Origin of the sequence: Aquimarina sp. AU58, assembly GCF_900312745.1 — a bacterium.
Lineage (GTDB): Bacteria > Bacteroidota > Bacteroidia > Flavobacteriales > Flavobacteriaceae > Aquimarina > Aquimarina spinulae.
Map to the genome: position 1 here is coordinate 521,287 of NZ_OMPD01000009.1, position 25,096 is coordinate 546,382.

Here is a 25,096-nt window from a genome sequence, read left to right on the forward strand (position 1 = left end):
AACTAAATTTAAGAAAAATTCAATTAAAAATTCAATTCAGCTTCTTTATTTTAATAACTACTTTTTGTAGGAAAATGTTAATAAAACAGAGATGTGCGTAATAATTTTATGATCTGTTGTTTTCTTGCTTAATATTCATCTACCTTTGCATTAAAATCAATGATATGGCTCATAAAGCTGGCTTTGTAAATATTATAGGTAACCCTAATGTAGGTAAATCTACATTAATGAATGCTTTTATTGGTGAGAAGTTATCTATTATTACTTCTAAAGCGCAAACAACAAGACATCGTATTTTGGGAATTGTAAACGGTGATGATTTTCAGGCGATTCTGTCGGATACTCCTGGGATTATAAAACCTGCTTATGAGCTTCAGGAATCCATGATGGATTTTGTTAAATCTGCTTTTGAAGATGCAGATGTATTGATATATATGGTAGAGATTGGTGAAAAAGACCTGAAAGATGAAGCTTTTTTTAATAAAATAACAAATGCAAAAATCCCTATTCTTCTACTAATAAATAAAATAGACCAGTCCAATCAGGAGAAATTAGAAGAACAGGTTCAGTTTTGGAGTCAAAAAGTACCCAATGCAGAAATATACCCTGTATCTGCTTTAGAGAATTTTAATGTAAAAGAAGTTTTTGGTAGAATAGTCGAATTATTACCAGATTCACCGCCTTTTTATCCTAAAGATCAGTTAACAGATAAACCAGAACGCTTTTTTGTAAATGAAGCCATTCGCGAAAAAATATTGGTGCACTATAAAAAAGAAATTCCTTATTCTGTAGAAGTAGAGACAGAGGAGTTTGTAGAGGACGATACTATTATTAGAATTCGTTCGGTGATTATGGTAGAACGTGATTCTCAAAAAGGAATCATTATAGGTCATAAAGGATCTGCTCTAAAAAGAGTGGGTACAGAAGCACGTAAAGAACTTGAAAAGTTTTTCGGAAAAAAGATACATATAGAACTGTATGTGAAAATTAATAAAAACTGGCGTAGTAATGAACGTCAATTAAAACGATTTGGATATAATAACTAATTCGTAATCCTTGCAATATCACTTTTTAGGCCTTCTTTGTCACTTACGAGAAGGTTTTTGTTAAAACTATTTATTGATTAATGTCTATAATTTATCCTTAGCATAACGTTAAGGATATATGTGTTGTTAACATTTGAATTTTTAATCACACAAAACGAGATCAATAATGAAAATTTTTAACAAGACTATTCTTATTTCCGCAATTGTATTAGGGCTTTTTGGCGCATGTGACCCTGATGATTATCATGGAGGTGGAAACACAGGTAAATTAACATTCAAAAAAATCGGAGGCTTTGTCAATGGAACAGGAGATGAAGGATTTGCAGAGATTTCTGCTTTTGATCCGAAAACGGGTAAGCTTTTTGTTGTAAATCCAAAAGAATCAGAACTTTCCGTTTGGGATATATCTGATCCAACCGTACCAGTACAAGGAGTAGATATAGCTTTGGTCGGTATACCTAATAGCGTAGCCGTAAACAACGGAATGGTGGCTGTGGCTTTAGAAAATGCTGCAAATAAACAAGCTAATGGAACTATTGCGATTTATAATTCGGATTCGCAGGAACTGCTACATACTTATCCGGCAGGTGCGCTACCAGATATGGTAACTTTTAGTCCTAACGGGAAATATATTGTAGCAGCAAATGAAGGAGAACCTAATGATTTGTATACAGATGATCCAGAAGGATCAATAACTATTTTAGAAGTGGTAACCGGGCAAGTCTCGAATGTAAGTTTTACAGCTTTTAATGGCCGGGAAATTGGTAATGATTTTCGGGTTTTTGGACCAGGAGCATCTCTGGCACAAGACGTAGAACCAGAGTATGTAGCTATTTCGCATGATTCGAAGACAGCATATGTTACGTTACAAGAAAATAATGGATTGGCAATTGTTAATCTAGAAACCAAGACAATTACTGATGTCATCGGATTGGGAGTAAAAAATTATGAGTTGCCCAATAATCAAATAGATGCTAGTGATAAAGATGATATAGTAGGGAATTTTCAAAATTGGCCGGTTTTAGGGTTTTATCACCCAGATGCGATAGCATATACCAAGATTAGAGGAGGGCGATATTTAATAACGGCAAACGAAGGAGATGCTAGAGATTATGATGGATTTTCTGAAGAAGAAAGAGTAAAAGATCTAACTCTTGATCCTGTTGTTTTTTCTGATGCAGCTATCTTACAATTAGACAAGAATTTGGGAAGACTAAAAATTACTACTGCAAATGGGGATGTTGATGGTGATGGAGATCATGATGTGATTTATGCTTATGGTGCAAGATCATTTACAATATGGTCTACATCTGGAGCAGTTATTTATGACAGTGGAGACCAAATAGGGAAAACAATTTTTGATTTGGATCCAAGTGCTTTTAATAGTAATGAAGGAAGTGCAGCCGATAAAAGATCTGATGATAAAGGAGCAGAGCCAGAAGCTGTAGAAACTCTTAAAGTGGGTAACAAGACATTACTTTTTGTAGGATTAGAGAGAACAGGAGGAGTATTGGTGTATGATATATCCAATCCGTCTAGCCCAAAGTTTTTAGAATGGTTAAGAGATGAGACAGATATTTCTCCAGAAGGATTGATTGTGGTCGAAGCAAAAGATAGTCCAACAGAAAACGACCTGATTATAGTAACTAATGAAGTATCTAATACAGTTGCTATTTATGAAATAAATAAAAAGAATTAAATCAATATAAAAAGAGAATCCTTGTCATAATGCTGGCAAGCGGCTAAACACCCCTGTTTTTTCACTAATAACAATAAAAACTTTGTTGTTTTACAGTAACCAACTTGACTACAATACGTGGTATATTTGACTAAGTAATTATTTCACTGACTGACTATCAATTATGAAAAGTTCCATCGGCCTGAAACATCGGCCTTTGGGCTTTTTATTTTTACTTTCTCACGTATTATTAATCAAATCAAAACATTTATAGTATTGCTAAAATAAAAAGTCTAATTTTGCACAAAATTTAGAAAAGATATCAATGAGTGGTATAGTGGCAATTGTAGGAAGACCTAATGTTGGAAAGTCAACGTTCTTTAATCGGTTAATTCAAAGAAGAGAGGCTATTGTAGATGCTGTTAGCGGGGTAACCCGTGATAGACATTATGGAAAGAGTGATTGGAATGGAGTAGAGTTCTCGTTGATTGATACCGGAGGTTATGTTGTGGGGAGTGATGATATTTTTGAAACCGAAATCGATAAGCAAGTAGAACTGGCTATCGATGAAGCTGATGCTATTATTTTTATGGTTGATGTAGAGTCAGGAATAACAGGTATGGATCAGGATGTCGCTAATCTACTTCGCAGAGTGGATAAACCTGTTTTTTTGGTTGTAAATAAGGTAGATAATGGGCAGAGAGCTACAAATGCAGTAGAGTTTTATAATTTAGGTCTTGGTGAGTATTATACTATTGCCAGTATTAATGGAAGTGGTACAGGAGAACTTCTGGACGAATTGGTAAAAGTATTGCCCGAAAAAGATGAAGACGAATCCAATGAGTTACCTCGATTTGCAGTTGTAGGAAGGCCTAATGCAGGTAAATCTTCATTTATTAATGCTTTGATAGGAGAAGATCGGTATATTGTAACAGATATTGCAGGAACTACCCGGGATGCAATTGATACCAAGTATAATCGTTTTGGATTCGAGTTTAATCTGGTAGATACTGCAGGAATACGACGTAAATCTAAGGTAAAAGAAGATCTGGAGTTTTATTCTGTTATGCGATCTGTTCGAGCAATAGAGCATAGTGATGTTTGCTTAATAGTTTTGGATGCGACCAGAGGTTTTGACGGACAAGTACAAAATATTTTTTGGTTAGCCGAGCGTAATCGTAAAGGGATTGTAATCTTGGTTAACAAATGGGATCTTGTAGAAAATAAGGAAAGTAATACCTTAAAAGATTTTGAAAAATATATACGTAGAGAAATAGAACCATTTACAGATGTTCCTATCATATTTATTTCGGCTTTAACAAAGCAACGTATATTTAAAGCTATAGAAACGGCAGTAGAGGTGTATAAAAACAGGTCTAAAAAAATTAAAACCAGCGAGCTTAACGATATTTTATTACCGATAATTGAGCATAACCCGCCACCTGCCTATAAAGGTAAATATGTAAAAATAAAATACATCACGCAGTTACCGACACCGCAACCGCAATTTGCATTTTTCTGTAATTTACCACAATACATAAGGGACCCATACAAACGATTTCTCGAAAATCAACTTCGTAAAGAGTTTGATTTTCATGGTGTGCCAGTTTCGGTATATTTGAGAAAGAAGTAGAGGTATCCTAAATCTTATTACATTGGTATTAGAAGGTTTGCAAGGGTTTCATTATCTACAATCCTTTTTTGAAAAGTTACAACCTTTCACAGGGTAGTTATGATAAAGCATATGGAGTATTTATAATATCATAGAATACTTTGCTTCTATTGGTATTATTCTTAAACATCTATTTTTGTTACTATTTATTTTCACTCTTACCGGTACTAGTTACAAACTAGCACTAGCGATATACTATGCCCGAGCGGGGAGTGTCTAATTCATCCCATAAAATACCGACGTGTAAAGCTGCGGATATTCACACGCCTACCAAAGCCATTAGAAATAAAATAGTAGTGGCTGCCAAATTAGTAGGATTTAAACGTATTGGAGTGGGAAACACTTTTGTGCATCTGGACAATGATGCTGCTAAATCTCAATATGTAGCCTGGGGATATCCGAAAGGGACAAAACCTGCAATTAATCCGTTTGTGTAGAAAAAAACGAGGTTGCCTAAAAATTACTTTAGTTAGACAACCTCTTCTTAATCTTTATTTATTACTCATACAGCTCACTCATTATCGCCACAGAAGCATAGCGGGAGCGATCAATTACACGTTAGGAGCGGCTCTTTTTGTTTAATAGATTCTTCCTAAATTCCTGTTATAGTCTATTGCCTTAATTCTTAACTTGGATTTTATCGTATAGAATGCCTTGCTTGTATTCACCATATTTCTTATTTCCTGTTAACATCTTAATTTTGATTATTTTTTCATCTTTATCTAGCACATTCTTATATTCATATGTTCCATTTTTAAATTCCAATGTATCCGCATTAATCATTTTGTCATTAATAATAGTATCATATTTGATAAAGAAATCACTTTTATTAAAAGCGGAAATAGTAATATTCATTCTATAGTCACTACCCAATTTATAATTATTTTCATGAATGGGCTTATTCACTATAGATATACTATCAAAAATATATTTATTATTTATTTCACTTACAATGCTTTGAAGAGAATCATTTTTCGATTTTAGTAATTTTACTTCTTCTTCAAGAGATTGTATTTTCTCTTGGTTGCAAGAAATTAATGTTCCTAGAATACTTAAAAATGCTATTTTTTTTATTAAACTCATAATTAGTTATCTAGTATTTTATCAACTATTTGTTGTTGTTTTTTTATTGATAATTCCGACTGCTTATTAAAATTAACAACTTCGTTTTTATTCATAGTAGCTGTAGAATCTTTTGTTGAATGTAAGATTGCTGAACCTTCTGTGCGTTCAATTCCACTAGCAAATTTAGCAGTAACGGTTGTATCAGGTTCTTCGTTACTAGCTTCTGTTAAACTTCCTGCTTTTCCTGTAACTTTATCAACATATCCTGCTTGCTTAACCATCTTTTTTCCGCTAACGTCTCGCTAGTGGCACTACAGTTTTAGATAATCCAAAATATCAATGTATATAATGTCTGTATAAGTCATCCTGATAATTTTTCGCACTACTATATTAATAATATATCATGAGCGAAGCTAACAAAATATAATCCCGATATATTATATAATTTATAATTCCTGCTCATTTTGCCAAAATACAATAGTACAGTTTCAAAAAATGAAACTAGAATATTCTTATCCTAATAAAAAAAACCAGTTACATTGCTGTAACTGGCTTTCGTTTCTCTGGTTTATGTTGTTTTATTTTTAAATATTAATAAATTCTACAATCTTTGAGGTTCAATATAATTATCGTGCTTTAATAACTTAAAACTCAACATTACATCTTCCATTTCTGATAAATATTTATTAATATCTATAGATTTACCACAGAATGTTAAAACAAATATTTTATTGTTCACAATTAAGCTATGCTGAAGTACAGTTAAACTAATATTGTTTTCTGTTGCTTCATAAATTATTCTATGAATTTTTAGATTATTATTCTCTATTATTTCACTTTTAATTATTGTAGCAATTTTGGTGATTTCTGTGTTAGAATATTTTATATGCTCTTTAAGTGTCATATTATAATCATATGTAACCAGATTAATGTTTTCTATAAAATTATCTGTTTCAGATGTTTTTTTAGTAAATAAAATAAATTCTGTTCCATCTATTTTACTTTTATCTAATCTTAAATAATTCGGATAGGATATAGAAAAATTATCAGTACTAAGCTGTTTAAATTTATCTGCTTGTGCTTGACAACTTAGTATTATGTTTATAAAATAAAATAAACATAGTTTTTTAATTATAATATTTTTCATTTTTTAAAAATTTAAAATAAAACTAATTTGATAAGCAAAAATCATTATATAAATTACTTTATGCCTCATAATGTTAATCATAAACACTAATCTTTTTTTCTCTACAGGAGCATATTTAAGTTTTTCTTTATTTCCTATAAAAAATAAAATCAGAGCTTCAAAACTATAATGATTAAAGATAATTAAAAAGCTAAAGAAAACAAGATTATAAAAATCTTCATTAGTCAAATAAAACTTATTGAGATATAAAATTTGAATTAATGAAAATATAATTAAAATTAAAATTATAAAAACAATAATTCTTTTATTTATTTTTAAGTTATTAATCAAATAATAATAAATTAAAAAATTAAGACATCCAAAAAAAAGCACATAAAATAATTCCATTTCTTTATTTTTTTACATTATTTGATGAATAAGAAAAACCATATTTAAATCCAGCACCAAGACCATAATGAACTTGAGCTTTAAAGTTTATGCTACCATCTTGTTTAGTTGTAGCCTCTAATGTTCCACCAGCATGAGCACTAACAAAAGTTGCTCCTCTGGTAATACCTATTTTAGCTCCTCCAATAATAGGAAAAACATCAGGAAGAGTTATAGATGTATTTGTTGAAACTTTTGCAACATATCCACCAACTTCTCCACTAATAATAGAACCTTTTTTTCCACTATTTTTAGAATAAGTTCCAATTGCTCCACTTGCTTTACCCTCAAATATAGCTCCTTCAATTTTTGTTTCAATTAAATCATTTTTAGATATAACCTTTGCTTTTAAACCATGTATTGATGCATTACCAGCTAAAACACCTTTTTCAGATTGATCTTGATAACCACCACTAAAGCCAGATATTTCACCACTTAGCTTTGTATTAGAAAGATCATTAGTTTTAATTTCTCCTTTAGCTCTAAATCCATAAGCTCTTTCTCCTCCATCTAAAGGTTGAACATGAGCACCTTGAGCACTTCCTGTAGCGGTTGTATTATTACCAAAAAAACTAGCTATTTTAGTCATAATTCCAACACAATCAACTCCGGGAGGACAGTTTCCATCAGGGTCAATATAGTAGATTGGGTTATTCATAGCATAAGCATAAGGAGAATTATGAATCTGTCCTTTGGCATCGGCAAGGGCATCAATTACAAACCACCTGCCTAAAGAAGGGTGGTAGTTTCTTGCTCCAAAGTCATAGGTGTTTATGTCTAGTTCTAAAGAATATTCTTTACCACCAAAACCATAGTTATGATTTCTTCCTCGTAATGTTTCATTAACCCCTCTCATTTTTAATCCAAATGGATAATAATTCTTCTCTTGTACGATTTCATCTTGTGTGATAACTCCATCTTTATTTGCATCTTTATATGATAGTCTTATATTATCCACATGGTCGAGAAATTGGTATACATATTTATACCCATCTGCTTCATGTTCTACAATACCCTCCGAGTGATTAAAAAACTCTAAATTACTGTTTTTGTAGATATAATTGCCGGCATATTCTGTAAAAATTTTACCATTAGTTGTCGTTGCAATCTTTTTAAGCTTTGTTCCGGCGGCATCATATATATAATTAATATATTCTGCACCTCCATTAACATTAATTCTGGTAGGCAAATTTAAGTGATTATATACTATTCCGCTGATATTTTTATTATTATCTACGGTCATGTTTCCATTAGCATCATACGCAAAATCATTACCTGTATTGCTACCATCTTTAAAACCAAAAGTTGGATTCCCGGTATCAGCTACTTTTAAGAGTTTATTACCACTATCATAAGTATATGTCAGGATATCCATATCTCCAAAAGAATTAGCTACTTCATTAAGATTTCCTTTTCGGTTTAAGGAGAGGATATTTCCTGTTTTATCATAAGTAACACCACTTAGATTATAGTTGCCATCACTGCTGATTCCTTCTGTGATTCGGTTTAAAGCATCATACTGATATCCATAAGCACGTTTGGTATTGTAATTTGCTGTTTTCCAGATAGTTTCACTAATGTTACCATTGTAAAGGGGCGTTGCTCCCAGGTTCTCTGTAGTGGTGTTATAATTAATGCCGAATGCGAAAAGCTTATTTCCAAGAGCAGTATTAGGATCATTGATTTTAGTAAGCCAACCCCGTACATTATAGGTATAATCCACCTCTTGTAATCCTCCTCCTGTTTTCTTACTTTCTAACTGCCCTAAAGCATCATACCTATTTTCAACAATAGTTTCAACGGCCTGATTGTTGATTTTTTGGGTTTGGGTCAATGCTCTACCCATATGATCATAGGTAAAGGTATCTATCGTTACGATTGCAGCATTGCTACCTTTAGTATGAGTAGTTTTCGTTTCTTCTACCTTACCTACAAAATCTAACTTACTTTCTACAATATCAGTAGTGTTAAGATACTCATTCTTGCTAGCTACATAGATAGGTCTTGATTTATTATCATATCTGGTAACGGTAGTGATCCAGTCCAGAGTTTCCAATACCCGTACTTTACTTCCTGTAGGTAATGTCTTGGTTTGATCAGAAATAGTTTTTCCGTATGCCGTACCAGGATTGGTTAATCCTGCAAGATCAAAATTGTAATTATCATAGTAATTGATGGTATGTAGCTCCAGGTTTGTTTTTGGAAATGCCTCATTACTATAATAGACGGTAGTCCCATCAATCATTGCAGCAGCACCGCGCTGCTCCCATAACGTAGATTCTCCATCTACTACTTGTTGTATAGCTTTTCTTTCTCGGTTATCGGTGACTTTACCAGTATAAGTAACCCGACCAAAGGCATCATACTTGGTAAATAACCAGGTATTGCTCGCTTTTAGATTAGCATCCTGAGTTAGAATCAGTTGATCCAATTTATTATATACTATACACTCCTTGCCTTTACCCGGAACTTTCTTTTCAATCAATCGGTTTCTGTAATCATAATGGTATTGATAGCACAATTCAGATAACTCACTCTCTGATACCCCATCTGCAACATTCACTTTAGGAGAAATCACATAGGTAAGTTTCCCAAATCTATCATACACATAATAAGTGTCGTGTGCTGATCCTGTATTAAAGACTCGCTTTAAAACTACTCTACCTTGTTTATCCTTATACTCTTTGGTAGTATGATTATTCCCATCTGCCGGAGTCCAATTCTCATCTTGAGTAATAGTAATGTATAGTTGATTAGCACCATAATATCCGTCTTGTACCAAACTAGGTTTCTCTGTATCACTAGGATTAGCAAAAACTACTTTATGATACACTACCTCATTAGCTTTATTAGTGTACCAATCTGTCTTTATAGCATGATCTGCATCACTACTGGGGTTTGCTTTCCAGGCTGTACCGGGTGCACCAACTTTTATTACCCTGTTAAGCGGTGAACCATCAAAAAGACTCTCTGAGTAAGCATTGATCTGGTTAAGATCGGTGATCCCAGGAAAATCACTGGCATAGGTGTCCTTATAATACTGATTGATATCAATATTAACATCTACATCTTTGTAAGCTCCAATATGACTGTCCGATTCAAAAGGAAGGTATTGCTTTGCTTGTCTGCCATACCCATCATACTCGATGTGTGTTACAATATCTTTACCATCTCGCGAAGCTTTGATCGCTCTTTCTTGTATAGGTCGTCCTAATCCATCGAAATAGGTTACGTTCTCTATTGTCTTATTTATATCATTGATATTAGAACAGTTTACATTCTCCATTTCGGCTATAGTTAACGCTACTTGCGGAACTGTGGTATGTATATAGTTCTTATCGGATAATACTACCTGGGCCTGAAGATTCCAGCCTATTAGTAGCAGTGCTATATATATTATATTTTTGTTCATTCTGTATGTTTATTGTTAATTAATGTTGATCTCCGCAGTCAAGACAATCGATAGGGTCTCCATTACCGCCACCAGTAGATTTGTGTACTGTAATTGGCATGGTTTTTAATACAACTTGCCCTGTTTGAGTATCAGTATACTTCACACTCAATTCATACTCTCCGTTCTCACTCATTGTTGCAGTATAACTCGATCCACTGCCTACATTACGAGTCCATGAAGGACTAGTTATTCTCCATAATTTCCATGATGTTCTAGTGTATTGACCTGAACCACCACTTACACTATTGATGGTAAAGCGCCTACTTCCATTAGTGTTATTAAGGTTAGCATGTGCCGGACTAACAGAAACACTCATAGGATCATAAGACTTTACAACTCTAGTATTTCCACCCCACTGGTATTGTCCATTTTCTAATCCTCTATCCACTAATCTAAATTTAATTGTATATGTTCCTGCAGAAGGGAAACTATAAGAAAGTGTCGTTCCGGTATCAGGTTGTTTTACATCGTTTATAAACCACTGAAATAAATATAATTCTGTTCCTCCTGCTATTCCAGAAGCAAAGAATGTTGTCGTTGTTCCACGTACAATATGCGATCTGGAAGCACTTACATTAGCTGCGGTTAATGGGTGGTAAGCGTATAATTTACGTATAGCACTATTTACAGTTTTTCCACTTACAGTATCAATAACTTTAAAGTATACATTATACGTTCCTTTAGCGCTAGGAGTATATACAAGCGTAGTTGCTGTACTAGCTTGCTTTACATTGTTAACATACCATTCATATCTTAAGTTCCCTGTTCCTCCTCCTACACTTGAAGCTGTAAAAGTTGTTGCAGTGCCTTTTACAATATTGGTATAGTTTGCACTTATAGTAGGAACAACAAGATCAGAGTAGCGTATAATAATGGGTGTAGGCTTACTTTTTAATAATCTTTTCTTCACAGTATCATACGCGACTAAAATAATACTATAGCTCCCCTCATCAACAAAAGTTCTGGTAAAAGAATAAGAGTTATTACATTGTTCTTGATTACCATTAACAAACCAAGTATATAAGTAATTACTTCCAAGGTTTCCAGTAGCAAATGTTACAGGTTGTCCGGGAGTTACTCCTCCTGAACTTGTTATGTTAAACGTAATTGCGTCATAATCATCTGGAGATTGACCCTTGTAGTTATAGTTAGTTCTTTCAATTATCTTGTCCTCATTATCCGCTATGTATTGTAATCGATTAAAGCCGTCATAATCATAATACATTGTATATCCTTTCGGATCGGTCATACTTGTTACACCAATTAAAGGGTCATAAGTATAAGTTGTCACCATTGCATTAGGTAAAGCATCTCTTAACGACTGTAAAGCTTCTCTAAGAATTTGCTCTTTACAACCAGCTTCTTTACAATGGTCAATATCAGCGTTTGATTTTGCTTTTAAATCCGCTACATAAGGCGTTACCTCTGCATAAGTAGCGTTCTCAATCTTAGCAATAGGATAAGAATCTTGATATCCCCAGATATATACTACGTGAATACCGTCCACTTTAGAAACCTCCAGAGGATTTCCTTTGTAATCATATTTGTAAAACTGTATTCTGTTTTGAAACGGATTTGCAAGATTAAGATCACCTTTTAAAGTCTTTACAAACTCAGGCAAAACTACATTATTACCCCAATCTTTAAACTGTGTAAACGATGCATTTTTAGATAAGACAACACCATCTGACTTTCTAACTGTAGTCTCTTGTTGTATCGGCTCTGCAATACGATGCTGAGTAATTAATTTCTGTATAGAAGGAGGCTTTACTTCAATATCGGAAGGATACATTGTCTTAGTGATCTCCTTGTTATTTTCACTCGTTGTAGTTTCAACTCGCGTAGCTTGTAAGTGATCAGGGTTGTCATAGAAGTATTCTGTTATAGTAGTTATAGGCTGTTCCCCATTACGTTGATATTCTATTGTCTCTGTCTTACTTAAATACCTCCATTGAGATTTTACAAAATACTTCACGATATCAAAGCTGTTGATACTTGTGACTATATGCTCATAATTATATCCCGAATAAGTATCTCTTAACCTCACATTATATGATGGTTGTTCTTTATTGAGAACAGGATCATTGTGATAGGTGTTAGTTGTCTTTTGTAAGACATTAAAACGATTTCCTACCTTTTGCACAATCTGAGTTTCTATTTCTTCTCCAGTTCCAAAACTAGTGTCATAAGGCGTTCTTGCAATAGGTAATCCGAAAGGTAACGGATTCGTGTTTGGAACTATTCTAAATTTATGAGTAATTCCACCGTTACCAAAGTTTTCACCTAACTCCTCAACAACTGAAGTGTATCCTATTTGATGTCCTGCTCGACTGTATAGATTACGAAAAGTAGAAGAAGAAAGGGTTAACACATCTACTTGAGTTTGATTCAATATTAAAGCTCCGTTAGACGACCCAAATCTCCTACTATATGAAATAGAAGGCATTGGCTTTTCTGCTACACCATTCGACGAATCTAAATCTAAAAGCTCCCCATAATGATATTTCTTTACCTCTTGCTTTCCTTTTCCATCGTCAGTAATCACTTTCTGTAATCTCTGGCCTCCTACTTCAATGTCGGTTTTAACATCATAAGGAAGACTGTCATAGTATGAAATACTAAAATCTCCCCCTACACACTCAAATTGAACAGAAACGGTAAACTTATATCTCTTACCTTTCTGTAAATCTATATGATATACTCCCGGAGAATCTTCTGCTACCACCAAACCTCCAGTGTGATAAAGTTTATTGCCGTTCTGATCTAAGCTATAAATAGTTTCATTACTTGGAGGAACATTAAAAGTAGAAGACCCCTGATTTGCCACCTTAACAGATAAACTTGCTTTTATATGGTGATCAGAGCCTCCTGTGTTCGGCCAACATGAAGTTCTCCTTGTAGTCAACCCAATATTAACTTGATTTTGAGTAAATAAGATTTCATCCGTTGTAAAATCTTTTGAATCTCCAAATTGATCTTCTTTATTTTCAACATGACGGGTTCTGGATATTGGAGGAGGATTTGTCGACACTGCTGTAGTATAAGAATGAGGTTCGTATATCAACTCGTTAAACCCTCCTGTAGGATATGTTATTTTCTTTAACATTCCATTACGGCTGTATTCCCCGTTTGGTTTCTTATTTCCACCTATAGATTTAAATATATTTTTAAGGATAATAGTGTTTTCTTGAGCGTAAAAGAAGTAATCTTCATTACTTACCAAATAGCTATTATTAGTTACTCCATTATAGTACCCCCAATAGTCTTGTGCATAAGAAAATCGTGGAGGAATTTTATCAGGATTATAGTATGATAGAACATAAGGAGGATTACTATTACTTCCTTTTCCATATTCAGTAACACTAGTTAAAAATAACCGATTATTGTACTCATCAAAATAAGTAATATGATTGTTCTTTAATACCTGAAGAGAAGACGTTATATTTTCATATCCTAAAGCAAACTTTTTAATACGTATTCCATTAGGGTCTTTTATCTCAACTGCATCTAACTTATTAGGCGCTGAATTATTAACAGAATACGTAAAATCAACTCGACCTGTATTACTTGTAATACTGCTTAACTGAGCAATAGACACGTTTGATCTTGTTTGAATGATCCCTTGACCCGGAACAGTAATAGCTCCTAACTGAGCGTTTCTTTCAATAGATTGCGATACCCCGCTGTAATACTCTTGATGAAAATTAGTATACGTAAAAGAAATTTCATCCCCTTGAGGGTTTGTCATCTTACTTAAATACCAACTGTTCTCGTTATCTGCACTCCAGCCATGCTGACCACTACCGACATGTTGAAACGAGGTTGTTTCTGTTGAATTATCATTTCCAAACCAATATATAACACCATTAGGATCAGTAACCTTAAATGCATATCCCGGAACTCCTTTTTCGATCTTTACCGGAGAAGGGTTTATTAAAACTGGAATTCTATTAGCATCTAAATAAAACTTACCTGAAAACCCATTAATACTAAAAGAATAAATGTCCGAAAGCGTGTCACCTCCATCTTCTGATTTTGTAGCGTTAATTAGATAATCTAACACCTCTCGGTTGTAAGCTCCAGGGAAATTACTAGGAAGAGGTATAAATGAGGTTTCGTCTGGATCGTCCATAATAACTCGTGTAATAACACCACCAGCACGTAAACTCCAGCTTAAACCAACATTAGAAGGTAATTGATCAACTCTAATACCATTAGAACTATAATCTAATGATATAGGTAACGACAACTTTCCAGATGTTACCGTATACAACGGAATATTAATTTGTGGTGTTCCTGTAAATAACCCTACAGGAACTTGTCCATACTTTCCTAATGATGCAGCATTAGGAGAGGGCGGAATAATTTTAGGGAGTTCTTGAGCATAAGAACCAACCCAAACTAATAGCAAGGCTATTAGAAGTATTTTTCGTATCATAATTGATTTGTTTTATAAAAGATTAGTGTATTACAATTTTTCTGGTACAAGCCTATGGTGTATCAATGTGGTAATAGAGAGAATACACGCTTGATGTTGATAGAATATTAATCCTTTTTTGTTTTCATAGTTAGATAATTATATAGTTAATATTTAAGTACTCCGTGTGCAATAATACACCATGCCAGTTTCATTTTTCGGGACTGGGTAAAAAAACTAAAAGTTTTTTTATTCATGTTTTCTACCATAGTATACATCTGATTCACAGTGCTTTTGTTGGAGTAAAAACCACAGGTGAATTTTACCGATTCTGCATAATAATACTGTTGTGAAGAGGTATCAAATTCTACAGGAGCATTAAGTTGTTTCATGATAAAAAGGGTACGGTATAGTTTGGTTTTAGAGATCTTTAATTTTGCTGCCAGTTCCATAGGAGAGCCTGTAGCATTAAGACGGATCAGTTGATCAATACGTTGTATCAATTCGATTTGTTTTAACATGATATTCATCTGTTCTTTTTTATTGTTTTTTAGTGGTCAGATGGAATTTGCCATTGATCATATTGGTTGGTATTAACCTAATTATTATGGCTCATTTCATAACTCTAAAGTTTTTCCCGATAATCGAGATTTAAATACTTGGGCTGTGCTTAGTACAGCCTCGAAGCTTACTTATTAAAAAAATCATAGCTATAGACACAAGTAGGAGTTCATTATGGGTAAATTATGGAAAACGGGGCGCGATGTTTTGGGGAAACATCAAAAATGAGATCATTCATTATAATCTTCATTATATAGGTCATCATCTTCTTCAAATTCTTCATCATAAAGCTCATCATACTCAGTAGAGTCAACAACTATAGGGTATGATTGTTTATTTTTATAGCGTGGTTCCTTATCCTGTATTAGTTCATCTTGTAGTAGGGTAATGGTTAAAGAGAGCATTGAAACAAGTATAGCTGGCAGCATTACGTTTTTCATCAATCAAATGGTTTTTGTTATATCATTTACAAAAGCATATATTTTAGCATAGATCATGATCTGTTTTGGGTTATCATTTAAAAGTTGGTACATAAACTCACCAGTATCAATATGCAATGCTTTTAAAATGCCATTGAGCGTATCTGGTGGTATATCATTTATATCGTCTGGTAACATTTTCTTAATTAAAAAAGGATACAGGAGTAATCTTATCGCGCATAAGGGGTATTTACACAAACTCAACTTTACTGTAGTATGCTAATTACTCCTGTTTTTCCTTTTATCTAAGTAGGCAACACATACACTTATGGTTGTTTACTTCTTGTTTTTTAGATTATTGATTTTTCAATAAGAATACAGGAGTAGCACAACGCAATAGTTTTCTATACGGCTACATATTATAAATGGGGTACTATGTAATTGTGAACATACTCCCATATTCCTTTTGTAAGTTTCGAAATTATGACGATAGAAGTGTGAGTACGTATAAGTTGGGAAAGAATGTTTAAAACATTTTTTAGCTATAAAAAGCTAAGCTAAGCTGGTTTTAGTTGATCATTTATCTCATAGTATTTTTCTGAATTGTTGTTATGTTAATAATTTTATATTGGGGTTTGATACGGTTTTATTTTAAAGATATCAGGGTACTGTACAGTCATGGGATACAAACATGACCGTTAATACATAATTTGACTACCCTTGCTTATTGAATTATTGGTACCATGCTTATCACTGTAACAGTACCTGATATCTTTTGGAGTTATACAAAACTTAGACTATACTATGCTAGTTATTCCTGTTTTTCCTTTTTTTAAACTTTTGTACTCGATTTTTAGTTGTTTGAGCTGAAGTTTTAGTAGAGCCTATCAACCATTTAATCACAAAGACCATGTGATACGTCTTTTTAACCCGTGAGAAGGTCTTTTGAGTTAAACAGGGTTATTCTTCTGTTTCATCGGTTGTAGGAATACTTTTGGTACGTGCAAAAAACTGTTTTAATTCTGCTACTTTTTCAGTAAATCCCGGTTTTCCTGCCCCTTTACTGTATTGTGAATATGCATAATCGTTTAATGCATCCTGGTAATTATCGTAATCATGTAGTATTTTGGTACTTTCCAGACGATACGCCAAGCTTTCTACACGACCTAAAAGGTTTTCTGTAAATACTCTGGCTTTATAATCTTTCTCAAACTCCTCCCAATCTACATCTGGTGAACTTAAAGAACTACTATGCTGTCGATAATCCCAGATTTTATTGACAAACAATTTATTTTTCTCATTGATTGCTTTATAGTCTCTGCGTTGTTTCTCTGTTAGTGCAGATAGTTTATCTATAAATATAGCTTCTAATTCTGTAACCAGTTTTTCTGCTTTCTTTTTTTCGTCTTGTGTAAGTAAATCTTGAATAATATTTCTCATTGAGATAAAATTTAAATGATATAATTATGATTTATAAATGGTTTTGATTCTTTGTTCAATCCTGTCCAGAGTGTGATAGTTCATAATCACATTTTGACCTACAATCTTTATGGGAGGGTTGATTTTAAGTAATATCGTTCTTACTATTTTTTTAGGTGCTTTTAATCGTAGGGCAAGTTTATGGTAGGCTAGTTTTTGTTGTTGTGTTGTTAATTGTCTGTAGGTAGTAGAAAGCATAAGTAGGAAGTTCTTTACAATGATAGGTTAATGATCACTACACAAAATGTTATTAAGTAAAAGTATGTTTCGGGCTTTATAAATCAATTGTATTGCTTCTTCACTTGATTTTCCTTTAGAGTAGAGCTTGTTAATCCATACATAGAGTAACATTTCATAAGGATTATGGTTTGCCAGATTATACATAAATGCATCTATTTTCATATGTAATGCTTCTATGATATCGGTTACAAATTCTCTTTTGCTATAATGATATTGGGATTCCATGATTTACATTTTGTTGAGTCAAATGTAAAGCTATAAGAAGTGTTACAACAAAGAGTAGTAGTTACGATTCAGTGAAAATGGACTTCCTTTTCACTGAAAACGCACTCATAAATTATATAGAAATCTATGAAATAATGTTTTTAATATATTCAGAAGGATGCATTCCTGTTTTCTTAAAAAAAGCTTGAGAAAAAGCTTTGGGGGTATTGAAACCTATTTCTTTCGAGATAGCTTTGATAGTATAATTCCTATAAGCATTATCTGTTTTAAGCTTTTCTATTAAGTATTCTATTCTTAGATCATTTATATATTGAGAAAAACTTTTTTTCTTATGTAAGTTGATCGTTTTTGACAGATATTTACTGTTGGTATTTAATTTTGAAGCAAGGTTTGCTAAGGTAATATTTGGTCTTAAACAATCTTTGCTATTTTTAAATTTTTCCAAAGCATTTAAGTTTTGTTTTTTGAATTGATAAGGTAGAAACAAATATATCAGAATATTTTTTTTGTTTAGCTTCAGTAGTAATCTCAAGGCTATTTCTTTCCTTTTTCAAATCTGATTCAGCAAGCTTTCTTAGTTCTTCATTAATGTACTGCCGTCTTCTAAATACGTCTAATATTTTTCTCTTCTTCATAAATTTTCTTTCAAATAAACTTAAATATTGTTAACTACATCTCTTAAATCGTTTTGAAATTCATCGATATCATTGTCTAAATCTGACTTCACAACTAAGCCTGCCTTTTCAGCATGTTTCGCCTTTTTAGCTACTCTTGGATAATGTATTGATCTTATCCTCTCAAGGAAAGAGAGTTTTTTATAAATTATATCATCTTTATAAGTATAATATTTGACGAGAAAATATGTAAAAGCTGCAAATAACGAAGCAGCTATAACAAGAATCAAAACATATTTGTTTTGAGTAAAATCTTTTTGAGTGAGAAAAATGAGATGAATAAACCAAAATCCTGAAACCAATATTCCTGTAAGTGAAACAAAATGAAATTTAAAAGTACTGCCCCTGGAGAAATCGTCGTGTAAGGATTTACAACTAAAAAAGAAAAGAGCAGTCACTAACCCAAAAACAAATATCCAGAAATGAAAACTAGATCTACCCCGAAAAGAATGATCTCTATTGATTTGACGTTTCTCTGCATTTATTTTAGCAACATTTTGTTTAGAGGTTTTAACTAGGTCAGTAGCTAAAACGTAATATTGTTCAATATCAATTTTCCTATTTTTTAGATCTTCCAAATATTGATTCTGTAAATCATTCCTACGATTTATTTCTACTGAGTACTTTTGATTATTTAATGGGACTAATTTAGATTTAGCGTTAAAAAAAAACATGGAATAAAGAAAGGGTGACTAGCATAAAAGCTATCACCCCTTTTATAAATGGTAATATTTTATTATTGTCCTTCTCTGTGATCGTCTTCATCAATGGTTCCATCGTCTCCTGGGTCAGTGAGTTGTAATTCTGTTTCGCTGATTTCATCATTTAGTGTTTGTTTTTAAAAGCTACTCATAAAAAAAATTAAAAATAGCATGCTGAATAAAATAATAACATTTCTCATCTGATAAATATTTTAAGGTTTGTTACCCTAAAATACTATTAAATAAGGAGATTATCCTTTACCAAATGATAATTGATTATATTTTTTTAGACTGATTTGGGGAAGTACTATAGAAATAGTAGAATCAATCCAATTTTATTTTAATATTTATCTTTTAAAAACAATCAAATATAATAAAGATGACAGCTTTTTCAAATACGGTTTTACCGTAAACAGCTGATTTTGTGAGAGTAAAACAATAGTACAACACTGACATATAGGTTTTTATAAAGTCATAAATTTTTGAAAAAAATTACAGTCCTATCTATTTACGGGAACCCGTAAACATTGAGGTGAGCACTTTTATTTGTATAACTTTTGATTCCAAAATTGCTCTTTTACAAATAAGATGATAGTTTCTAAAAGTATGTACGATTTCCTGTCTTTTTTAGAGTGTTTGGTTACTTCAATCTTATGGTGGTTTTATTGACCTATTAGTTAGAAACAGAAGAGTAAAACCTATCAAGTTCAATAAAACGGTTCATTTTCTAAGTTTGCGAAATAACCCTTAAATGAACTATAATGTTGTATGGATATGTTCTCTTTAGCACTACTTATCAAAATCTGATTTGCAAAAGGGGAATTACAAGAAACACATCAAAATCCAGACAAAGCGTATTGTAAAAGCACAGAAAAACAGAAATGGAAATCTAAGGGAGATTAAATAAAAATTTCTATCTTAGAACCAACGTAAAAAAACGAATTACCCCATATCTGGATTATCTCCGGATATGGGGTGTTTTGTTTATCGAAAATAAAGGGCATATATACCCCTTATTTCATTGTTAGCAGTAAGACAGAATTAAATCGTGAAAAAAGATGTAAAAAAAATATCTGTAAGGTTTATCTTCACTTTTGGAATTCTCTGGGGGTTCTTGGAATCAATGATTGTATTTGGAGTAATGAACCTGGAAAAAGGAGGAGGTAAATACTTTATTACTTTATTATTGTTTAGTCTTTTCCTCTCTATAATTAATTGGTATTATGACAAGTTGACACAAGACCGTGAACTATCGACTTTATTGAATAACATTAAAATAAGAACATCTTCAATCAGCAGACATTCAAAAAGATTTCATTCTGATGGGAGCTATTATAAACTCTTATTCCTTGACTGGAGAATTGAAACTGAATTAAAGAAAATAAGAAAACTACATGGAGGGCACTTTCAAATAGAGGGGAGAAAACCTTTTGATAATCTCATTTACGTTTTTAGAAGTGTAATCACAAAACTCCAAGAAGGAGATGTATATAGAACCTTGTCCTGCATAGATTTCTGGGAGCACGTTAGACTTGAAAGAAATTTTTTTCTTACAGAAAACTTAGAAGCAGCCAAAAGAGGGGTTACGATAAAAAGAATACTAATTATTGATAAAGAACTTTTTAAATCTAAAATAAGATCTGATGATCGTAGAATTTTAGAGGATGTTGTTAGAGGCATTTATGAAAAAGCTATTAATAGTAAGGGTTACTTTGATAAAATGGAATTAAAATTTTTCTATAGCGACAATTATACAAAAGACATTTCTTACCCAGTACCATACGCCCTTATAACCAATGATAACTTTGATGACTACATGGCTTTATTGCCAACCTTTAATCAATTTAGAGACTCTCCTTTCCTAGACATTTACTTCACTCATGATAAAACTAATACTCATTTTATCACACATGATAGAAGGTTTGAAGATCTATGGGGAAGAAATAAGGGCTTGTATACACTGGAGGAAACTTATGATAAATTATTTGGTGTAGAAAGCACTACTGCTAACAAAACCTAAACTACATTAAAATGCAGTTTAACCATATCGTTAAAATAAAATTTTAATAAATATGAATAATGTAATTAGTTTTCCAAGTAATTATCCAGAAGGTTGTTCTGATGATTTGATAAAGGATCTTATTACAAAGTTTCAAAAACAAATCGTTGAAAATAATAACAGAAAAAATCCGGTTATAAGGCATATTGATTATCCGTTATTAATTGAACAGGGGAATAAAGAGTTAAATATTAGGCTACAAAAAAGATTAATTTCAAACCTAGAAAAATCTTCTAAAAGGCAAAGAGAATTAACTTGGGCAATAATAATTATTGGAGGAGCAAATTTAGTTTTAGGAATATTTAAATTACTCAACATAATAAATTAAAAGTTCAATTAAACGATGAAAATAGCGCTGTCTGGATATCAGGAAAATCCGTTATTATTGTTAGAAAACCCTGAAATAGCTTCTGCTTTTCAAGAAATAGCCGTGTACAAAGAGTATCCAAAAAATCATTTGTTATGTGAAATAGGAACAATCTGCAATCATTTTTACATTATTACCTCAGGAATTACACGGATGTTTTATTATAAAGAAGGTAAAGACGTTACAGTTCATTTCTGTACAGAACAAGAAACCGCATCAGTTTTTGAGAGTTATGTTAAACAGGAAAAAAGTAAATTTAACATAGAAACGCTTGAACCTGTCAAAGCGTACGTAGTGTCGTTTCAAGACTTTGAATATGTGTTTAGCAAAAACTGTAAACTTGAACGGCATATTAGGTTATTTGTACAACAGCTTCATGTAAATTTAATAGAACGTATAAATGACTTACATTTTCATAATGCTACAGAACGTTATGAAAAATTACTGAGTAAAAAACCAGAATTATTCCAAAGAGTTACTTTAAAGCAACTAGCTTCATATCTAAACATTACTCCTGAAACTTTAAGTAGAATCAGAGGGAAATAATGTTATCAATTTCTTAATGAATTGTTTTCCATTCAACTATTTTTTTCTTGATAAATATCAAGTACAACTTATTGTTTTTTCTTTACTTTTCATAAAAAAAACAATAAATAACTTTTAAAACCCTTTATTATGAAAAATTTGAAATTCTTGTTAATTCAAATAACCTCAATTGCCTTTTTAACCATTTTATTTTCGTGTGAAAAAGAAAATATTAATAAGTTTACCGAAAGTGAAGATGCTTATCTCTCTTTAAAAGTAAATAATACTCAGAACAAAAGTGCTGATTTAAGACCAGTAGTAAACGGATCGAATTTTAGACGTTTTTATATAGATGCTAATGGTGATGGTCATACTGATTTAGTTGCTATAAAAACAAGGAATACTGGCACCAGAAGTACTGAAATACATGTGATAGACGGAAAAAGTAAGTTCACAAAGTTTTCTATTCAAACAGGTACTGCTCTACATGAAACAAATTCAGATTGGGATTTTTTACCAGCAGTTACAAGGAGAGGAGGGAAATTTGGATTACAGATATTCGCTATCAAAAAGAGAAGAACGGGTACTAATAAAACAGAGATTCATGTGTTAAGTCAAAATTATTATTACTTTTCACGCTTTACTTATCAATTAGGAACATTTCTTCATAAAACAGATGCATCATATCAATTTAAAATTAAAGGCGTTCAACATAATAATTTTCTATATGATATAAATGTGTTTAAAAATGGAAGGTTTTATGCTCTTTTAAAAGCAAGAAATTTATACCGATAAGTCGTATTCAAGAGTATAGTAATTCTTCTTTTTCAAAATTTACAATATAAAAATATTTCTGGTAATTTTTGATAACTTATTTGATAGAGGAGATAATCGTTTATATTTCAAAAATAAGTATGCAGAGATCAATAAGAGTAATTAAGATGTTTTGGAAAAAGAAATCAAACTTCTATTTCCTTTGCTTTATTAGAAGTTCGATAAACTAATAAAATTGAAACTAGGAGAAAAGAGACTATTAACTAATACAGTTGATTGAAAAGTATATACAATCAGGTTATTATGATATAAGTGATCTAGTTGGGCGCCTTTTATTTTGCTATAATTGTAATACAATTCAAGAATTAGTTAGCGAAAATCTTCCAGAGGAAGTATAATCAAAGTCTAAATATATGATACTACCAATTAATCACCCATTTGTTTTAGTTTTTTAGTAATTTAGAAGCGACGTAAAAAATTATAATTAAACCCCGTACTCAGTTTAACTCTGAGTATGGGGTATTTTGTTTAAATAAACGATGATTGAAACGCTACTTGATTTAATCGCAGAGATAATTAAAAGCAATAAAAGGTTATCAGTAATACTTGCAATTCTGATTCTACTTTTATTTGTAGGGTATCTAATTTACACTAAAGTTCAATAAAACGATTATGATCAATAAGTTAATTTTGTATATACCTTTATTCGTAATTACTACAATCAATGGGCAAAATCATACAGATAATAAATTTACCGAAAAAGAAATTTCAATTTTTCAAGAAATTGAAAGACAGGGTATAATAGCATATACGAATTCGTTGAGTAAGGGAAGTATTGAAAATTTAAAAAATGCCTCTCCTAAAAAAGATACCTGGACATATTCTAAATTAGAAGCATATAAAAACAGAATAGGTGATAGCATAACCTATGGTAGTTTTATACAACCTTCTGCCCGTGTAAAGAATTTATATTCGTATAATTACTTTGCCATTGATAGTCGAGCTGAACGAACAGAGTACTTTTTTGTAGCAATATTTTCTTTTGAAGTACTCGATGATAAATTAAAGAAGGAAGGAGCTTATTTGTTTACCGAAGAAAAATCCTTGAAAAACTGGTGGAATCATATATCCAGATTTTGTTTTAGCAAAGAAAAAGAAATGGTTCCACCTCAATTTCTATTTGAGGTATGCCCACCATACCCTTCAACATTTAAATAAAAGTTCAATAAAACGGTGATAAGAGATTCAAGTAAATTAATAAAATGACACAATCTGAACTAGCAACTTATATTCTGAATGGTTTATTCTTTATAGTAAATTTAGGAATAGCTTAACTAAACGACATTAAACCTGTGAAGTCTAGTGAGGTTTTGTCATGTATTTAGATTTTTACTTATATGATACTCTTTATATCTTAGAAAAAAAGTGTTTAAACAGTTTATATATCGACCATCGGTATACTAATTGCTCTACTCGCACAGGTGTACCTCGTCCTCTACATTACTTTTATCGATCATCGGCACTTTATATGTTTTCATCACATCATTGTGGTTTTCCTCGCACTAGTTATATCGACCATCGGTATATTGGCGGCTTCCCCCGCAGAGGTAAAACAAACCCGCGCACAAGATTAAGGCTTCCCAATTGCGCTGAAACCTTAACCTTGTGCGCGGGCTTATACCATTTGTATTTTGAATTTACTGGCAAAGAAAATTAAGATTTTTTTGTTTCAGTAAAGAAGAAAAATCAAGCATAGCAGGGCTACGGTTGTGCTTTATTTTGAAATATTAGACAAAAAGACACGGTTTTATTGAGTAAATTTAGATTGGAAATGGTATAAATACATCAACAGGAATTGTTGGTGAAATAGTGATAAATTAACATTTTTATTAAATATTTCGCGCTAATAATTGACTTTGTATTGAGAGTTGTTTGTTAAGATTGTTAATGTAGATAACATAAGAATAGAGAGGGGGGTTACCAGCTTCCTCCGGCACCACCACCGCCGAATCCACAACCGCAATTTGCGTTTTTCTGTAATTTACCACAATACATAAGGGATCCATACAAACGATTTCTCGAAAACCAGCTTCGTAAAGAGTTTGGTTTTCATGGTGTACCAGTTTCGGTGTATTTGAGAAAGAAGTAGAGGTTTTAGTGTTGTAAC

24 protein-coding genes and 1 pseudogene are annotated in these 25,096 nt (G+C 32.1%); 10 read left to right on the forward strand and 15 right to left on the reverse strand.

Annotated elements, in window-relative coordinates:
• Positions 1-164: 164 nt before the first annotated feature.
• The 4 genes from era to DK441_RS08825 all read left to right on the forward strand — a co-directional run bounded on the left by era (position 165) and on the right by DK441_RS08825 (position 4,833).
• The gene (era, locus tag DK441_RS08810) at positions 165-1,046 is read left to right on the forward strand and encodes a GTPase Era (RefSeq protein ID WP_025667378.1); all 882 of its coding nucleotides are present in this window, start codon (positions 165-167) and stop codon (positions 1,044-1,046) included.
• A 166-nt stretch (positions 1,047-1,212) separates the two neighbouring features.
• The gene (locus tag DK441_RS08815) at positions 1,213-2,745 is read left to right on the forward strand and encodes a choice-of-anchor I family protein (protein ID WP_109098380.1); all 1,533 of its coding nucleotides are present in this window, start codon (positions 1,213-1,215) and stop codon (positions 2,743-2,745) included.
• Between the two features lie 304 nt (positions 2,746-3,049).
• Positions 3,050-4,357, forward strand: coding sequence for a ribosome biogenesis GTPase Der (gene der / locus DK441_RS08820; protein WP_109098381.1), 1,308 nt, complete (start codon positions 3,050-3,052; stop codon positions 4,355-4,357).
• A 236-nt stretch (positions 4,358-4,593) separates the two neighbouring features.
• Entirely contained in the window at positions 4,594-4,833 is a 240-nt protein-coding gene (locus DK441_RS08825; protein WP_235015739.1) for a hypothetical protein, read from the forward strand.
• A gap of 181 nt (positions 4,834-5,014) precedes the next feature.
• Here DK441_RS08825 and DK441_RS08830 read toward each other — a convergent pair whose 3' ends face one another.
• The 15 genes from DK441_RS08830 to DK441_RS08890 all read right to left on the reverse strand — a co-directional run bounded on the left by DK441_RS08830 (position 5,015) and on the right by DK441_RS08890 (position 19,081).
• Entirely contained in the window at positions 5,015-5,479 is a 465-nt protein-coding gene (locus DK441_RS08830; protein ID WP_109098382.1) for a hypothetical protein, read from the reverse strand.
• A gap of 2 nt (positions 5,480-5,481) precedes the next feature.
• Complete coding sequence (locus DK441_RS08835; RefSeq protein ID WP_109098383.1) at positions 5,482-5,742, reverse strand: hypothetical protein; 261 nt, start codon at positions 5,740-5,742, stop codon at positions 5,482-5,484.
• Positions 5,743-6,062: 320 nt separating this feature from the next.
• Entirely contained in the window at positions 6,063-6,608 is a 546-nt protein-coding gene (locus DK441_RS08840) for a hypothetical protein (protein WP_109098384.1), read from the reverse strand.
• 3 nt (positions 6,609-6,611) lie between these two features.
• Positions 6,612-6,995, reverse strand: coding sequence for a hypothetical protein (locus DK441_RS08845; protein ID WP_109098385.1), 384 nt, complete (start codon positions 6,993-6,995; stop codon positions 6,612-6,614).
• A gap of 4 nt (positions 6,996-6,999) precedes the next feature.
• Positions 7,000-10,446: a DUF6443 domain-containing protein gene (locus DK441_RS08850; RefSeq protein ID WP_109098386.1), complete on the reverse strand. Its 3,447-nt coding sequence runs from the start codon at positions 10,444-10,446 to the stop codon at positions 7,000-7,002.
• A gap of 19 nt (positions 10,447-10,465) precedes the next feature.
• The gene (locus DK441_RS08855) at positions 10,466-14,926 is read right to left on the reverse strand and encodes a hypothetical protein (protein WP_109098387.1); all 4,461 of its coding nucleotides are present in this window, start codon (positions 14,924-14,926) and stop codon (positions 10,466-10,468) included.
• 146 nt (positions 14,927-15,072) lie between these two features.
• On the reverse strand, positions 15,073-15,435 hold the full coding sequence (locus tag DK441_RS08860) for a hypothetical protein (RefSeq protein ID WP_109098388.1): 363 nt from the start codon (positions 15,433-15,435) through the stop codon (positions 15,073-15,075).
• A 261-nt stretch (positions 15,436-15,696) separates the two neighbouring features.
• Positions 15,697-15,870, reverse strand: a complete 174-nt coding sequence (locus DK441_RS08865; RefSeq protein WP_160112009.1) for a hypothetical protein — start codon at positions 15,868-15,870, stop codon at positions 15,697-15,699.
• 39 nt (positions 15,871-15,909) lie between these two features.
• On the reverse strand, positions 15,910-16,083 hold the full coding sequence (locus DK441_RS26495; protein WP_160112010.1) for a hypothetical protein: 174 nt from the start codon (positions 16,081-16,083) through the stop codon (positions 15,910-15,912).
• A gap of 762 nt (positions 16,084-16,845) precedes the next feature.
• Positions 16,846-17,325: a hypothetical protein gene (locus DK441_RS08870; protein ID WP_109098390.1), complete on the reverse strand. Its 480-nt coding sequence runs from the start codon at positions 17,323-17,325 to the stop codon at positions 16,846-16,848.
• A 24-nt stretch (positions 17,326-17,349) separates the two neighbouring features.
• Positions 17,350-17,562, reverse strand: coding sequence for a hypothetical protein (locus tag DK441_RS08875; protein ID WP_109098391.1), 213 nt, complete (start codon positions 17,560-17,562; stop codon positions 17,350-17,352).
• Positions 17,563-17,589: 27 nt separating this feature from the next.
• On the reverse strand, positions 17,590-17,829 hold the full coding sequence (locus DK441_RS08880) for a hypothetical protein (protein WP_109098392.1): 240 nt from the start codon (positions 17,827-17,829) through the stop codon (positions 17,590-17,592).
• 124 nt (positions 17,830-17,953) lie between these two features.
• Positions 17,954-18,274 (reverse strand): AraC family transcriptional regulator, encoded by a 321-nt coding sequence (locus DK441_RS08885; protein WP_160112011.1) that lies wholly within the window; start codon positions 18,272-18,274, stop codon positions 17,954-17,956.
• On the reverse strand, positions 18,261-18,464 hold the full coding sequence (locus DK441_RS26500) for a hypothetical protein (RefSeq protein ID WP_160112012.1): 204 nt from the start codon (positions 18,462-18,464) through the stop codon (positions 18,261-18,263). Before DK441_RS26500 ends, DK441_RS08885 begins: the two co-directional genes overlap by 14 nt.
• Positions 18,465-18,484: 20 nt before the next feature.
• On the reverse strand, positions 18,485-19,081 hold the full coding sequence (locus tag DK441_RS08890; RefSeq protein WP_160112013.1) for a hypothetical protein: 597 nt from the start codon (positions 19,079-19,081) through the stop codon (positions 18,485-18,487).
• Positions 19,082-20,252: 1,171 nt separating this feature from the next.
• Between DK441_RS08890 and DK441_RS08895 the strand changes: the two genes are divergently transcribed.
• The 6 genes and pseudogenes from DK441_RS08895 to DK441_RS08920 form a co-directional block, all read left to right on the forward strand.
• Complete coding sequence (locus DK441_RS08895) at positions 20,253-21,224, forward strand: hypothetical protein (protein WP_160112014.1); 972 nt, start codon at positions 20,253-20,255, stop codon at positions 21,222-21,224.
• 52 nt (positions 21,225-21,276) lie between these two features.
• Positions 21,277-21,591 carry a hypothetical protein gene (locus tag DK441_RS08900; protein ID WP_109098396.1) on the forward strand — a complete coding sequence of 105 codons (315 nt, stop codon included), beginning with the start codon at positions 21,277-21,279 and terminating at the stop codon, positions 21,589-21,591.
• Between the two features lie 15 nt (positions 21,592-21,606).
• A complete protein-coding gene (locus tag DK441_RS08905) occupies positions 21,607-22,176 on the forward strand; it encodes a Crp/Fnr family transcriptional regulator (protein WP_109098397.1) in 570 nt (189 codons plus the stop codon).
• Positions 22,177-22,305: 129 nt separating this feature from the next.
• The gene (locus tag DK441_RS08910) at positions 22,306-22,950 is read left to right on the forward strand and encodes a hypothetical protein (protein WP_109098398.1); all 645 of its coding nucleotides are present in this window, start codon (positions 22,306-22,308) and stop codon (positions 22,948-22,950) included.
• A 651-nt stretch (positions 22,951-23,601) separates the two neighbouring features.
• Positions 23,602-24,147 (forward strand): hypothetical protein, encoded by a 546-nt coding sequence (locus DK441_RS08915; RefSeq protein ID WP_109098399.1) that lies wholly within the window; start codon positions 23,602-23,604, stop codon positions 24,145-24,147.
• Positions 24,148-24,934: 787 nt separating this feature from the next.
• Positions 24,935-25,078, forward strand: a pseudogene (locus DK441_RS08920) (ribosome biogenesis GTPase Der); the annotation flags it as partial.
• Positions 25,079-25,096: the final 18 nt, after the last annotated feature.

Bases quoted from the DNA above. Each gene is read 5' to 3' on its own strand.
- DK441_RS08905 (WP_109098397.1), top strand. From the start codon at position 21,607: ATGAAAATAGCGCTGTCTGGATATCAGGAAAATCCGTTATTATTGTTA.
- DK441_RS08870 (WP_109098390.1), bottom strand. From the start codon at position 17,325: ATGAGAAATATTATTCAAGATTTACTTACACAAGACGAAAAAAAGAAA.
- DK441_RS08880 (WP_109098392.1), bottom strand. From the start codon at position 17,829: ATGGAATCCCAATATCATTATAGCAAAAGAGAATTTGTAACCGATATC.
- DK441_RS08875 (WP_109098391.1), bottom strand. From the start codon at position 17,562: ATGCTTTCTACTACCTACAGACAATTAACAACACAACAACAAAAACTA.
- DK441_RS08900 (WP_109098396.1), top strand. From the start codon at position 21,277: ATGAATAATGTAATTAGTTTTCCAAGTAATTATCCAGAAGGTTGTTCT.
- DK441_RS26495 (WP_160112010.1), bottom strand. From the start codon at position 16,083: ATGTTACCAGACGATATAAATGATATACCACCAGATACGCTCAATGGC.
- DK441_RS08830 (WP_109098382.1), bottom strand. From the start codon at position 5,479: ATGAGTTTAATAAAAAAAATAGCATTTTTAAGTATTCTAGGAACATTA.
- der (WP_109098381.1), top strand. From the start codon at position 3,050: ATGAGTGGTATAGTGGCAATTGTAGGAAGACCTAATGTTGGAAAGTCA.
- DK441_RS08825 (WP_235015739.1), top strand. From the start codon at position 4,594: ATGCCCGAGCGGGGAGTGTCTAATTCATCCCATAAAATACCGACGTGT.
- era (WP_025667378.1), top strand. From the start codon at position 165: ATGGCTCATAAAGCTGGCTTTGTAAATATTATAGGTAACCCTAATGTA.
- DK441_RS26500 (WP_160112012.1), bottom strand. From the start codon at position 18,464: ATGAAGAAGAGAAAAATATTAGACGTATTTAGAAGACGGCAGTACATT.
- DK441_RS08845 (WP_109098385.1), bottom strand. From the start codon at position 6,995: ATGGAATTATTTTATGTGCTTTTTTTTGGATGTCTTAATTTTTTAATT.
- DK441_RS08835 (WP_109098383.1), bottom strand. From the start codon at position 5,742: ATGGTTAAGCAAGCAGGATATGTTGATAAAGTTACAGGAAAAGCAGGA.
- DK441_RS08910 (WP_109098398.1), top strand. From the start codon at position 22,306: ATGAAAAATTTGAAATTCTTGTTAATTCAAATAACCTCAATTGCCTTT.
- DK441_RS08860 (WP_109098388.1), bottom strand. From the start codon at position 15,435: ATGAATATCATGTTAAAACAAATCGAATTGATACAACGTATTGATCAA.
- DK441_RS08840 (WP_109098384.1), bottom strand. From the start codon at position 6,608: ATGAAAAATATTATAATTAAAAAACTATGTTTATTTTATTTTATAAAC.
- DK441_RS08865 (WP_160112009.1), bottom strand. From the start codon at position 15,870: ATGCTCTCTTTAACCATTACCCTACTACAAGATGAACTAATACAGGAT.
- DK441_RS08815 (WP_109098380.1), top strand. From the start codon at position 1,213: ATGAAAATTTTTAACAAGACTATTCTTATTTCCGCAATTGTATTAGGG.
- DK441_RS08855 (WP_109098387.1), bottom strand. From the start codon at position 14,926: ATGATACGAAAAATACTTCTAATAGCCTTGCTATTAGTTTGGGTTGGT.
- DK441_RS08850 (WP_109098386.1), bottom strand. From the start codon at position 10,446: ATGAACAAAAATATAATATATATAGCACTGCTACTAATAGGCTGGAAT.
- DK441_RS08915 (WP_109098399.1), top strand. From the start codon at position 23,602: ATGATCAATAAGTTAATTTTGTATATACCTTTATTCGTAATTACTACA.